Annotated in this window: 13 protein-coding genes; 5 read left to right on the top strand and 8 right to left on the bottom strand. The window is 37.1% G+C overall.

Translation table 11 applies throughout. The features are described 5' to 3' along the window. The first annotated feature begins 94 nt into the window (after window positions 1-94). Window positions 95-1,573 (top strand): potassium/proton antiporter, encoded by a 1,479-nt coding sequence (locus tag JNUCC25_RS10305; RefSeq protein WP_407728366.1) that lies wholly within the window; start codon window positions 95-97, stop codon window positions 1,571-1,573. A 39-nt stretch (window positions 1,574-1,612) separates the two neighbouring features. Here the strand turns inward: JNUCC25_RS10305 and JNUCC25_RS10300 are convergent, their stop codons facing one another. Together JNUCC25_RS10300 and JNUCC25_RS10295 are read right to left on the bottom strand one after the other, a co-directional pair. Beyond that, complete coding sequence (locus JNUCC25_RS10300; RefSeq protein ID WP_013056735.1) at window positions 1,613-2,380, bottom strand: polysaccharide deacetylase family protein; 768 nt, start codon at window positions 2,378-2,380, stop codon at window positions 1,613-1,615. Then, entirely contained in the window at window positions 2,381-2,524 is a 144-nt protein-coding gene (locus tag JNUCC25_RS10295) for a hypothetical protein (protein ID WP_013056734.1), read from the bottom strand. It lies immediately after the preceding gene. A 139-nt stretch (window positions 2,525-2,663) separates the two neighbouring features. On the opposite strand from JNUCC25_RS10295, the gene JNUCC25_RS10290 reads away from it, so the two are divergent. Together JNUCC25_RS10290 and JNUCC25_RS10285 are read left to right on the top strand one after the other, a co-directional pair. Next, complete coding sequence (locus JNUCC25_RS10290) at window positions 2,664-3,173, top strand: hypothetical protein (protein ID WP_098287436.1); 510 nt, start codon at window positions 2,664-2,666, stop codon at window positions 3,171-3,173. A gap of 21 nt (window positions 3,174-3,194) precedes the next feature. Further along, window positions 3,195-3,770, top strand: a complete 576-nt coding sequence (locus JNUCC25_RS10285; RefSeq protein ID WP_029321371.1) for a hypothetical protein — start codon at window positions 3,195-3,197, stop codon at window positions 3,768-3,770. A 46-nt stretch (window positions 3,771-3,816) separates the two neighbouring features. Here JNUCC25_RS10285 and JNUCC25_RS10280 read toward each other — a convergent pair whose 3' ends face one another. From JNUCC25_RS10280 to JNUCC25_RS10270, 3 genes are all read right to left on the bottom strand, one after another. Next, window positions 3,817-4,962, bottom strand: coding sequence for a toxic anion resistance protein (locus JNUCC25_RS10280; protein ID WP_013056731.1), 1,146 nt, complete (start codon window positions 4,960-4,962; stop codon window positions 3,817-3,819). A gap of 24 nt (window positions 4,963-4,986) precedes the next feature. After that, on the bottom strand, window positions 4,987-5,631 hold the full coding sequence (locus JNUCC25_RS10275; RefSeq protein WP_013056730.1) for a 5-bromo-4-chloroindolyl phosphate hydrolysis family protein: 645 nt from the start codon (window positions 5,629-5,631) through the stop codon (window positions 4,987-4,989). Window positions 5,632-5,797: 166 nt separating this feature from the next. Then, entirely contained in the window at window positions 5,798-7,735 is a 1,938-nt protein-coding gene (locus tag JNUCC25_RS10270) for an LTA synthase family protein (protein WP_013056729.1), read from the bottom strand. Between the two features lie 669 nt (window positions 7,736-8,404). On the opposite strand from JNUCC25_RS10270, the gene JNUCC25_RS10265 reads away from it, so the two are divergent. Beyond that, window positions 8,405-8,857, top strand: a complete 453-nt coding sequence (locus JNUCC25_RS10265; protein ID WP_013056728.1) for a hypothetical protein — start codon at window positions 8,405-8,407, stop codon at window positions 8,855-8,857. Here the strand turns inward: JNUCC25_RS10265 and JNUCC25_RS10260 are convergent. Together JNUCC25_RS10260 and JNUCC25_RS10255 are read right to left on the bottom strand one after the other, a co-directional pair. Continuing rightward, window positions 8,854-9,372: a glycosyl-4,4'-diaponeurosporenoate acyltransferase CrtO family protein gene (locus JNUCC25_RS10260; protein WP_223268914.1), complete on the bottom strand. Its 519-nt coding sequence runs from the start codon at window positions 9,370-9,372 to the stop codon at window positions 8,854-8,856. The two genes, JNUCC25_RS10265 and JNUCC25_RS10260, sit on opposite strands and share 4 nt — an antisense overlap. After that, window positions 9,315-10,418: a glycosyltransferase gene (locus JNUCC25_RS10255; RefSeq protein ID WP_064471597.1), complete on the bottom strand. Its 1,104-nt coding sequence runs from the start codon at window positions 10,416-10,418 to the stop codon at window positions 9,315-9,317. Before JNUCC25_RS10255 ends, JNUCC25_RS10260 begins: the two co-directional genes overlap by 58 nt. Window positions 10,419-10,554: 136 nt before the next feature. Here JNUCC25_RS10255 and JNUCC25_RS10250 point away from each other — a divergent pair, with 136 nt between their 5' ends. Then, window positions 10,555-12,066, top strand: a complete 1,512-nt coding sequence (locus JNUCC25_RS10250; protein WP_454223250.1) for a phytoene desaturase family protein — start codon at window positions 10,555-10,557, stop codon at window positions 12,064-12,066. A gap of 31 nt (window positions 12,067-12,097) precedes the next feature. Here JNUCC25_RS10250 and JNUCC25_RS10245 read toward each other — a convergent pair whose 3' ends face one another. Next, a complete protein-coding gene (locus JNUCC25_RS10245; protein ID WP_454223249.1) occupies window positions 12,098-12,850 on the bottom strand; it encodes an SDR family NAD(P)-dependent oxidoreductase in 753 nt (250 codons plus the stop codon). Window positions 12,851-13,028: the final 178 nt, after the last annotated feature.

Below are 13,028 nucleotides of genomic sequence, written 5' to 3'. Positions count from 1 at the left end.
TTTCTCAAGATTTTAAATCCATTATGCTACAATTATTATAGAGGAACCTCACTTATTGCTTACATAAAACTTTTGAACAAAAGAGGTGTATTTTTTGGATTTTACGGTAGACCATTCAATTCTTTTATTATCTATTCTCCTTGTCATAGGGGTACTTACTGCAAAGTTCTCTACTCGCCTTGGAGTCCCTTCGCTCGTACTCTTTATTATTGTAGGAATGGTTGTTAGCCACTACATCTACTTTGACAATGCTCTTTTAACACAAGGATTCGGAATATTAGCACTTATCATTATTCTTTTTGATGGGGGTGTGCAGACAAAATGGAAAGATGTTAAACGCGTTGTTCGCCCTTCCGTTTCATTAGCTACTTTCGGAGTCCTCATTACGACAGTTTTAACGGGTGTACTTGCCAAATATATTTTAGGTGTTACTTGGCTTGAAGGCTTTTTATTTGGGGCAATCGTTGGCTCTACAGATGCTGCGGCCGTGTTTTCTGTACTAGGGACACAGAATATCCGCCAAAAATTAAACTCCACGCTAGAAGCAGAATCTGGTTCCAATGATCCGATGGCCATCTTCTTAACCGTTTCTATTATTGAATTAATTCGACATCCGGACTCTCCTATCCTCTCATTAATCCTTAATTTCTTTTGGCAAATGGGAATCGGGCTGGTACTTGGTTTAGTACTTGGAAAAGCATCCGTTTGGATTATTAATCGAATTAATTTGGATTCTTCAGGTCTTTACCCTGTGCTTACATTGTCATTGGCCGCCTTAACCTATGGAATTTCCACATTTGTAGAAGCAAGCGGTCTACTTGCTGTATATGTAATGGCAGTGGTAGTAGGAAATGCAGATCTAACTTATCGTCATACAATTGTCCGCTTTAACGAAGGTTTTGCATGGATGATGCAAATTTTAATGTTTATTTTACTCGGCCTTCTTGTCTTTCCTAATCAACTGCTAGATATCATTTGGCAGGGTATACTGTTATCTCTTTTACTTATGTTTGTCGCTCGTCCGCTCGGCGTATTTCTTTCGATGATGTTTGCTAAATACTCATCCAAAGAAAAACTGTTTATTTCTTGGGCCGGTTTAAAAGGAGCTGTTCCAATTGTATTAGCCACTTATCCTATGATGGCAGGTTTGGAGAACAGCACGCTCATTTTTAACGTCGTTTTCTTTGTTGTCTTAACTTCCGCTCTTCTTCAAGGAGCAACAATCGCTCCTTTAGCCAAATTTCTAAACCTTTCTCAAGGTGAAAAAGAGACGGTTCCTCACAGTCTCGAGCTTGTTTCGATGGGCAAAACCAAAAATGAAATGATTGAGTTGAAGCTCGTGGAACATGCAGATATATCAGGAAAATCGCTTGAAGAACTTCACCTCCCTGAAGACATTTTAGTGACTGCTGTTATTCGAAATGATAAACTACTTACACCTAGAGGAAATACACAAATTTTTGCAGGTGATACATTATATATTCTTATTTCGAAGAAAAAACGGGATAAAGTAAAAGCATTTTTCCAAAAAAATACGTCTGACGGGGACGAAAGAGAAGGAAAAACCAGTTAAAAAATTGGTTAAAGCCTTTACTAGAAAAACAGCACCCGATTATTGAACGGAGTGCTGTTTTTGCTGTTGCATCAAATAAAGAGATTTATAATTAGGGTGATGTTTTAAAAGTTCTGAGACCGTTACAAATTTATACCCCTCTTCCTTTAACTTCGGTAAAATTTGTTTTAATGCTTCAATGGTTTGGGTTCGATCTCCTCCAGTATCATGAAACAATACAATATCTCCTGACCTGGCATGGTTAAGCACTTGACTTACAATTTTACCTACGCCTGGATTTCTCCAATCAAATGTATCTTGATGCCAAGACCAAAGAATAATGGTATACTGCTGATTTTTAGCAGCTTTTACTACCCGATCGTCATAATAGCCAGTAGGTGGACGAAACAGGTAAGGTTTTATTCCTGTAATAGCTTGTATACGTTCATCCGCTTTTTCAATTTCTTGTTCAATTCTCTCTACTTCCTGGCCCCTTACTTTCAAATGGCTATATGTATGATTAGCAAGTTCATGACCTTCGCGAACTTCTCTTTGAGCAAGCTTGGGAAACGACGTTATTCGATCGCCGACTACAAAAAAAGTTGCTTTGGCACCGTACTTTTGCAATAAATTTAAAATGGTCGGCGTATATTTAGGATCTGGTCCATCATCAAATGTAAGCGCAATTAACTTTTCATCTTTCATGGGAACTTCCCACACGATATCTCCTTTTTTTTCATAATAAAATCTGCTCTTCTTTGCAGCATCCGCCTGAATACCATAGAAATTAATGGAAACAATAATGATAATTGACAAGCACCATTTCACTCAATGACCTCCTTTTTTGTCTAGGTGTGATTCATGCGTATTGTCAATAAACGCTTTAATACCAACTGCAAATAATCGTTCATCACCCAAACACACGCGCTGTTGACGGCGATTAGCTGCAGAAGTTGATTTACGGTTTTTCATAGTCTTCTCTCCATTACTAATTGATTGTGTTTTTAGCTTTACCAAAAAGTCAAAAATAAACCTACGGGTTCTAACATGGCGAAAACATTTTTATATAGTAACTACACGCTGTCTAGCGTTTTGAATAGGAGATATATACATGCGAAAATTTTATTTAGCGCTTCTGTTAATGATAAGCGCAACCATAGTTATACTGCCTTCTGTTAAAGCAGTCAGTGAAAGCAATGAAAAACATCAGCAGCTCACCGTAAGCGAACAAGGATATTCTCTTTCATTGCCCAATGAATATACGCTTCAAAAAGAAGAGGATGGAAAAGATATTCTTTTTTCAACCAAGACTCCCTATACGTGGATGCGAATTGAAGTCCTTTCCGGGAAAGAAAATACAAGCAAATCATATCTAGATCATTCAAAAGAATTGTTTGATGACCAGTTTGGAAAATCGTTAAAAATTTCTTCTACATCCCTATTTATTCAACCCGTTGTATTTGCATCTATATCCGGGAGTAAAAAAGAAACGGCAAAGCTATATGTACTAAGAGAAACAAAGGGGCACCCTCCTTTAAAAATCACGATGGTTACAGCTAAAAATTCTGATGATGAAAAAAAGTTAATTTCAATTGTTAACTCAGTAAAAACGCATGAATGAAAATAGATAAGGAAGCCAGCTATGAAAAAAAAGATATTTCTTGTTTGCTTTATATGTTTGATGAGTGGCTGCTCAACTGCTTTTCGTGAAGAGCTTATTAACACACAGGAAGAAATTCCAAAAGAACGCTTGCCACAGCAAGAATTCACCTATCCTTACAAAGGAAGCAGTAGAACAGATGTGGGTTATCTTAAAAGAAGCATCAATCAAAACTATACGCTTTACGTACTAGAAGGATACGAGTTTACAGAAGAAGAGCCCCGAAAAGATGTCATTTACAACAAAAAAAATGATGCTTTGTGGATGCGGATTGAAGTGTTTCCCTCAAATAAAAGTGTAGAGGAGCTCAATAAAGAAACAAAAGAAATTTTAAGAGCTGGCTTTTCAGAAGTGGCTTCCCTTGATACGCACCTCATTCACCATAACTTAGAGATAGAAGCTGCGTACAAAGCATCAGATGATAAAAGTAACGCATACGGTTTTCTCGTTCGAAAGCAAAATCAACACCCTACTTTCCGGTTAACGATCTTTGCTCCTAAATCTGAAAGAGATTTAACTCCGTTTTTAGAAATGGCGAGAACGCTTCAAAATGCATAAAACAGAGAAAAAGTCGGTTTACAAAGTGTGTAAACCGACTTTTTCTTTATTTCATATCTAATAGTTTAGTTTTTAAATCTTTTTCCATTTGATACAGCTCTGATTCTGCCTCGGTACGCTTCGTACGTCCTTCTTCTTGTATCTTTAGCACTTCTTCTAACGTGGTAATCAAATCGGACTGCGTTTTTTTCAATGTTTCGATATCGACAATCCCCGCCTCGTTTTCACGAGCTACTTCAATCGTATTCTGCTTGAGCAGCTCTGAATTTTTAGTAAGCAAGTCGTTTGTTGTCTTAGATACTTGCTTTTGGGCTTCCATTGCTTTCTTTTGGCGTAATAAAGTGGTTGCGATTACTACTTGATTTTTCCAAAGTGGAATAGCTGTTAAAATAGAGCTTTGAATTTTTTCCACAAGGGTCTGATTGACTTCTTGAATTAATCGAATCTGCGGTGCACTTTGAATGGCAATTTGACGGCTCAGTTTTAAATCATGCACTCGTTTTTCTAGCCTATTGATAAATTGATTTAAATCATTGACCTCCTGAGCCATCAAGTAGTCATTTTTTTGAGATGCTGTTTGCTGAAGCTGGGGCAGCGTTTCATTCTGCAGCGCCACTAACTTGTATTCTGCCGCTGCAATGTAGACGTTAAGCGCCTCGTAAAACTGTTTATTTTTATCATATAAGCTATCTAGCATCGTAATGTCTCGATACAGCATTTGTTTTGAGCGCTCTAACTTATCTGCAATTTTATCAATTTCAACATTAATGCTTTGATATTTTGTTAATAAATTTTGAATAGGCCTAGAGACTCCTGAAAATAATCGACCGATGACTCCTTTTTTCTTTGCAGAAAAATCATCGGGATTCACTTGGCGAATCTTACTCATTAAATCTCCTATAACGTCTCCTACTGGTCCCGTATCTTTCGTTTGAACATGCTGTAGTACAGATTGAGAAAACTGAGATAGTTCTGACTGAGCTGCTACCCCGTACTGTAAGATAGCCTGCTGATTTTTATAATCAATTTGATTTGCGATTTTCTGTGCTTTTTCCTGATATTCCGGTGTCAAATCATCGTATGTGTTTCTTTTTGCAGCGCGAGAGTCCGATTGTACCTGCGGGGTAGGCGACGCAAAAGGATCATCAAGCAGCGCATCTAACGATTGATTTTGATTATATTCTTTCATCATAAAATCCCATCCTTTGCATTTACGTTACTTTGTGCGATTAGTAGCTGTCGGTATATACGGCTGCTCCTCTTCAAATGCTTGTTTTAGCACTTTAAGCTCTACATCTAACGTCAGCTTATCTTGTGAAAGAGCACTTGTTAATAAATGCTCATACTTCCCTGATAACCCGCGCAGCATGTCTTCCGCTTCATGAAGACTTTCTTTTACTTCTATGCTTTTTGTTGGTTTTGATAATAAAAACATATACCTTTCAATGACGGTAACCGTTGATTGTAAGTAGTTCGTAAAAAAGGGCTGAACATCTTTATATCGTGCGGGCTCTTTTTCTACCATTTCAATGATGCTTTTACCTACTTTGTATAGTTTAGAAAGTTCTGTCCACATATGAACAGACCGAATTTTAAAACGATAGCTTCCAATGGTTCTTAATTGCTTTTTTGCCTCTTTTACTTGATGACGAACGTATGCAATTTCTTCTCTATACGGATTTTGATAATGACGTCGAGCACTGCTCATAATAAAAAACAGGCTCGTCACGACCATTACTCCTATACTAATGCCAAAGGATTGAATCATCGTGGTACTAAATCCAAAATAGCTGACCGGAACGGCTACTGCTCCTGTTACCCAAATGGCAAGAATCTTTTTTATGATTCGAACGACTTTCATCGCTTTCACTCCTATCTCAAATGTGACCGAACTTTTAAACGTATACATATTATACCATTGTCTTTCCGTCTCTTAAAACGATTACTGTTATAATTTATATACGGATAAAACCTTTAAAGGTTTCATAAAACAAAAAAACAGGCAGCTATTAAAAGCTGCCTGTTTTTTATTGATCTTCGCGCTTGTTGTAATCATACTTCGAACGTTCAATTGGTTTGAACCCTTCTGGTGTATGAAAGCGGAGTAAATCTCCGTAAACAAGTTTATCTGATAGTTCTAGTTTTTTCTTAACTAGTTCATCATACTTATCATACTGTTTCGCTTCCTTATCTGAAAGCTGCTTGCCCGTTGCGTTGTCATACACTTTCTGATCAACTTTTGTTACCTTAGGTGTAACAAAGTCACCGTTACGGAAAGGTACAACTTGCTGATGTTCTTTTGATAATAAGTCTGTACCAAAGTCAATATAGTCTTTTGTATCAAGACCTAATAAATGCATCACTGTTGGACGAACATCTACGTCTCCGCCATACGTATGATTTACGCCGCCTTTAAGGCCTGGTGAAGTAATAAATAATGGTACGCGCTGCAGTTGAGCTTGTTCAAAATCATTGATGTTTTTACCCATTACTTTGCCCATTGCACGCTTATGGTTTTCAGAAATACCGTAGTGGTCACCGTACATCACGACCATCGTATTGTCTGCTAAACCAGAGGCCTGTAAATCCTCAAAGAATTGCTTGATTGATTCATCTAAATAACGAGCCGTTTGGAAGTATTGGTCAACTGACTTATCTCCCGTATTGTGAGGTCCAATCGTTTGGTCTTCCTTATCTAGCGGATAAGGGAAGTGGTTTGATAACGTAATGAACTTCGCGCTAAATGGCTGCTTTAAGCCTTTTAGGTACGGCATTGATTCTTTAAAGAATGGTTTATCTTTTAAACCATAGTTCAGCGTATCTTCGTCTGACATATTGTAATAAGCTGAATCAAAGAATTTTTCTACACCCATTGATTTATACATTTCATCACGGTTCCAGAACGATTTTCCATTTCCGTGGAACACAGATGTTGTATAGCCTTGCTGATCTAGAATACCAGATAGCGACTGATAGGTGTTATTTGCTTTTGTTGTAAATACAGAACCTTGAGGTAAGCCGAATAATGAGTTCTCCATCATGAATTCAGCATCTGACGTTTTACCTTGCCCTGTTTGATGGAAGAAGTTATCGAAATACATTGTGTTCTGATCTTTTAATAGTGAATTTAAGAATGGCGTTACTTCTTCACCATTTAACTTATAACCAATCATAAATGACTGAAGTGACTCTAATGAAATATAGATGACGTTTTTGCCTTTTGCTTGACCGAAATATTCTTTGTTCGGCTCAGCATATGTTGCTTTTGCATAGTTCTCTACCTCAGCCACATCACTGCTATCTGCTAACGCGCGCTGTGCTGAAGATTTCGAGCTCTGGATGATGTCATAGATCGTATAGTTATACGTTCCTAAATATTTTACTAAATAGTTGCGGTCAAATGTTCTTGTTAATAGTTGAGGACGATCCATTTCCGCTAGTGCGATGTTGGCACTTAAGAATAAAATCCCTGATAAAAATACACCTGTCACAGTACGTCGACTAATTGTTGCTGGTAAGTCAACTTTTTTCCATAGTACTAAAACTAAAAGAATAAAGAAATCTGTGAAGTATAAAATATCAGTTGGGCTAATTAAAGCCATGGCACTGCCGCCTAATTGACCAAAGTTGTTTGACTGAGTCAATACAGGAACAGTAATAAAATCATTAAAGAAGCGATAGTATACTACATTTGCGTACAGGATGAATGAAAGTAAAAAATTCATTCCAAGCAGTGCTCGTACTTTTCCGCGCCCTTTAAATAGTAGTGCAATGGCAAAAAAGAAAATTGCCGAACCAATTGGGTTTATGAAAAGTAAGAACTTTTGCATAAAATTATCTAACCCTAAGTTAAATTCGATACGATAAACGGTATAGGTTTTAATCCAGAACAACAAAACTGCAATTAGAAATAACGGCAGCTGTTTCGAAAAAATATTTTTACCGTTTGTCATGAGCTGTTTCATATTCCCACCTCTGTCTCTATTGAAATTTAAGCTCACTTTTATTTTTATAGTAAATGTAAAAAGAAATCTCTCTTACAAAAAATGTAAGAGAGCTAATCTGTTCTTTCACATTTTAACTCTTTAAAAAAAATTGTCAACACCGCTACGTATAATTTTCACCAAACGTGAGAAAATAACTACTTTCTTATTCCCAGCTCTATCGGCTTTCAAACACAAATGTTTTCTGTGCTTTTTTCTTCTCACTATTTAATACGGACAACTTCTCTTTAAGTTTCACTATTTTATATTTATTTTTTATTTTGTCCACTATACATATAAATTTAACACTTGCCTTAGTTTTCCTTCTCCTTTACAAGAGAATGCATAAAAGCACTTGTGAATATTTGTTATATCAATACCTCTTATTTTCTTTTCTTTCTACAGTAAACCACATATTTTGAGTTATTTCTTTCTTTAAATTTGAAAAAAATGTGTCAGTTTGCATCGAAAATTTTTATTTTTTTACCTTTTTGTTTATAATATAAATTATAAATATTATTTGAAATTTCAGATCTCTTTAACATCTGATCTAGAAAGTGCATTTTTTATATAAAATTGGAATGAGTACAGGCTATGCATGCTTGTATACCTAGAAGTTTAAACGTCTTACATTTTTATAAAGGAGAAAAAATGAAAGAATGTATTGTTTTCATTACAAATATTATTAATGTATTGCACGACGGATTAATTTATATTTTTTATTTACTAGGATTTTCTCTTTCAGATAAAGAACTTCACTTCTGGATTATTGGTATTATTGGACTGCTCACGTTTTTAAGCGTTTATATGATCTTTAAATTATTGTCAAAGTGGAAATTTAGTATTACAGCTATTTCTTTTATCTATACCCTTACCGTTATGCTTGTCTTAGTTTTTGCCATTGAAATTCAGCAAGGAATTACCACCCGGGGCAATATGGAATTTGATGATGCCATAGCAGGTTTATGGGGGTTTTTAGTCTTTTTTAGTATTTATATCGCCTTTGCTTCTTTTTTTCTTTTATCCAAGAAGTTATTGTCTTCGAATAAGGAGAAAAAAATAAAAACCGAGGCCCCTACTCGGAGCCAAAGGCACGTGAATTAATTTCGTTTGAGTTTCAAAACGACTTGATGAATTCGTATTCGATTATATCGTTGAACCAAAATAAACGGTACGTTTGCAACAATCGCATAAATAACCATCCAAACACCTATAGAAGGAGAGTTCCATATAAAAAAAAGAATAGAAGGAAGTATGCTGATCCAGTGAGTTAACTCTGCTCGATTTGTTTCAATTAAAAAAAGCTGTGCATATTCCTTCGTTCTACTCTCCCATTTCTTTTTATAAAACCCTCGTTTAAATAGCTTTCCTCCATCAGGAAGCCACGTTTTCCATCGGTGTACCCCGAATTTTTTATATATCCCAACTGTTTCCCAGGTTTGAACCTTAAACAGCGCAAGGTCCTTCTTTAAATAAAAGGGAGAAATTTTTGTGCATCTGTAGGCGATCAACATGTGAATCACAAACCATGCCATGATATTAATTAAGAGCTGAGCACCTGTCATTTTATCACTTTCTTCTTTTTTTCTTCTTCTATAGATATGCTGCGTTCTTTCCATTTAACTTGCTTTCTCACTGCTGTTTGGATGAAAGACCATACGAATAGACCCAGAAAAAACAGCACATGAATAGGAAATAAGCACAAAGAAAAAAAAGTAAAAGAACCTATTTTTCTTAAGCTATTAAATAAGAGACTTACATAGCAAACATAGCTGCTAATTGCCAAGCCTGCATGTTGATTCCATAGAGTAGGTAAAAAGAGGACATAATTAATCATGCTAGTAAGCCACAAACTTACTAGAAATAAATAAATGGCTTCCGTTTTCCCCGCACCTGAAGCAAAACTTTTACTCCACCCTCTTATAAGGCTTTTTATACCATTTGGATACATGCGCATGGAAAGAGCTCCCTGTCCACTCATACACGTAATAAATTCACCTTGTTTGTTCATTTTCTCAACCAGCGCCATATTTTCAACCACTTCTTTTTTTATCCCTTCGTGGCCTCCGCTTTGAAAGTAGGAGGCTGCGCTGCAAAGCAAGCACTGCCCGAAACCGACAGAAGGACTTTTCCAATTTTTAAAGGGGTGAAACGCGCCAATCGATGCAAACGTAACATAGTGAAATAAAGCAGAAAACATTTCATAAGGCCTCTTAACAAGATGATAAGGATGAACCGACAGCACGCCCCCTTGCTGTTGATAATAGAAAAATACTTTTTCAATTCCGTCTTTCTCTACTGTAATATCAGCATCTAAAAACAAAAGCACCGAGCCTTTTGCTTCTCGTGCTCCATTCCAGCATGCCCATGACTTTCCTAGCCACCCAGCTGGAAGTGCGCCAGGGTGCACTACTTTTACGCCAAATGCTTTGGCTACCCTCTCAGTATTATCTGTTGAGTTGTCATCTACAACAATCACTTCAAAGTCAGCGTTCCGTAACTGGAGTGACTGCAATAAAAAGGTAAGGTTTCTTTCTTCATTTCTAGCTGGAATAATAATGGACAAACATGACATATCGTTTCTTACTATTTTTACACGTTTAAATGTAGGGATAGTGATGACAAGCGTACCTGTCAAGACAAGAGCAACCAGTAAAAAAGACATCCTTTTCTCCTTTCCTTCACGTATGAAAATTAGCGAACTGGACAAAATAAAAAGTTGTAGACCTATTTTTATTTTGCGTGAAGTCATTTTATACACATTGTTGACAACTCGCTTTTGTTTTATAAGGAGGAAAAAGATGAAAAAGAAAGTAATTGTTGTAGGCGCAGGTTTAGGTGGTCTGTCAGCTGCTATTCGTCTGTCAGCTGATGGATATGATGTAACAGTCGTTGAAAAAAGCGAGCGAATTGGCGGTAAGTTAAATATTCGCAGCGGCAAAGGATTTTCTTTCGATACGGGACCTTCTATTTTAACAATGCCGTGGGTGCTAGAGCAGCTGTTTGACAGTGCAGGCCGCAATATCCACGACTACTTAACAATAGAACGAATTGAGCCTCAGTGGAGAACTTTTTTCCAAGATGGAACACAAATTGATTTGACCAGTGACCTTCCTCGCATGCTTCAGCAGCTTCAAGAACTTGCTCCAGAAGACATTGAAGGTTTTTTTGACTATTTATCTTATGCAAATAAAATGTATGAATCGAACTTAAAAAGTTTTTATAAAAAAAGTTTATCTGGACTGCACGATTTACGAACGATGCACACGGTAAAAGAACTGCTTCAAATGGATCCAATGAGATCTATGGATGCTACTACACGCAAATATTTTTCAAACAAACATTTGCGTCAATTGTTTAATTTTTTAATTATGTACATCGGTTCTTCTCCTTATCATGCACCGGCTGTATTAACACAGCTTGCTCACGTTCAGCTAGGATTAGGTATTTATTACGTAAAAGGCGGAATGTACAAAATTGCTGAAGCGATGGATAAGCTCCTTCAAGAACTTGGCGTCACTGTACATCTAAATACGCCGGTAAAAGAAATCACAACAAGCGGAGCAAAGGCAACTGGAATTAAACTAGAAAATGGCGAGAATCTATCAGCAGATATTGTGGTATCTAATCTAGAAGCAATTCCAACTTACCGCTATTTATTAAAAAATCATGCGCAAGCAGCTAAACAAACTCAGCAGCTTGCAAAATTTGAACCTACTGTTTCTGGCCTTGTTCTTTTATTAGGGGTTAACAAACAGTACAAGCAGCTTCAACATCATAATTTCTTCTTCTCAAAGGATCAGAAAGAAGAGTTTGATACAATCTTTAACAAAGGTCAAGTAGCCATGGATCCGACAATTTACATTGGCGTATCGTCTAAATCAGACCCTACGCAAGCTCCTGAAGGAAAAGAAAACCTGTTCGTTCTTACTCATGTACCTCCTTTAAAAGAAGGCGACGACTGGGCTGCATTAAAAGACCGCTACCGTGATGTCGTATTGAAAAAGCTTGAGGCAATGGGATTAGAAGACTTACGTTCAAGCATTGAGTTTGAATATACGTTTACTCCTAATGATATCCAAGAGCTTTACGGTGCTAACGGCGGGGCCATTTATGGCGTAGCAACTGACCGTAAGAAAAATGGAGGTTTTAAAATTCCGGCAAGAAGTCAGCTTCTTTCTAACCTTTATTTTGTGGGCGGCTCTACACACCCTGGAGGCGGCGTGCCAATGGTGACATTATCAGGTCAGCTTACAGCGGACGCAATTAATGAAGATTTTCAGATTCCTCGTATGCAAAAAGATATTGGATAATGAAAAAGTGCAGGAAATTCCTGCACTTTTTTTAAAAGTTCATTTTTGACTGTCCACCGTCTACGTTTAACGTCGCACCCACTATCCATGAAGCTTGAGACGATGCTAAAAAAACAACGGCGTTTGCCACTTCTTCCGGCTCTCCAAAGCGCCCTGCTGGTATTTCATTTTCAACAAACTGCTTAATCTTTTCCGGATTTTCATCCATTCTTTTTTTCCAATTACCCGTTTCATGCAAAATGCTTCCCGGCGCTACTCCATTTACACGAATTCCTTTAGAAATCATTTCATCTGCAAACGACTTTGTAAAGCTGATAAGCGCTGCTTTGGCGTTATTGTACGTGACTTTCCCTCCACTTTCCCTTCCGAAAATAGACGTAACATTAACGATTGCCGCATCTTTTGTCATATGCGCCGCTGCTAGCTTGCTCAAGTGGACAGCTGAAAAGTAGTTAAGCTCCATCGCTTCTTTGAAAAGGGATAAATCTGTTTCCATCGCAGTGCTTCCATTACTTCCTCCAGCGTTATTAATTAAAATATCAATGCTTCCGAGGTCGCTAATGAACTTCTCAATTAATGCAACTCTGTCTGATTCGTTTGTTAGGTCTGCTGTATATGTATGCACGTTTTCTAATTCTGACTGTGCATCCTGTAACGCTTCCTCTCCTCTTGCCGCAATTCCAACATTTGCTCCTTCTTGAATAAACAAAGCAGCAATAGCCTTCCCAATTCCTTTTGACCCGCCGGTAATAAGTACATTTTTACTTTGCAACTGTAAATCCACACGTATCCCTCCACGTTAAATGATAATTACTATACTTTCTATCATAGCTCACTGCATGTCAAAATTAAAATCATATACTGTTTTACCTTTTTATTCCTTTTAAATCGCTGCGTTTTATGGATACATTCTTTGAATTTATTGTCAGAACTCTTAGCAAAAACAAGCCACGGCGTGATAT

Source organism: Priestia sp. JNUCC 25 (assembly GCF_053667915.1).
The sequence above is the reverse complement of the archived record's forward strand: the minus strand, read 5'-3'. Positions and strand labels throughout refer to the sequence as shown.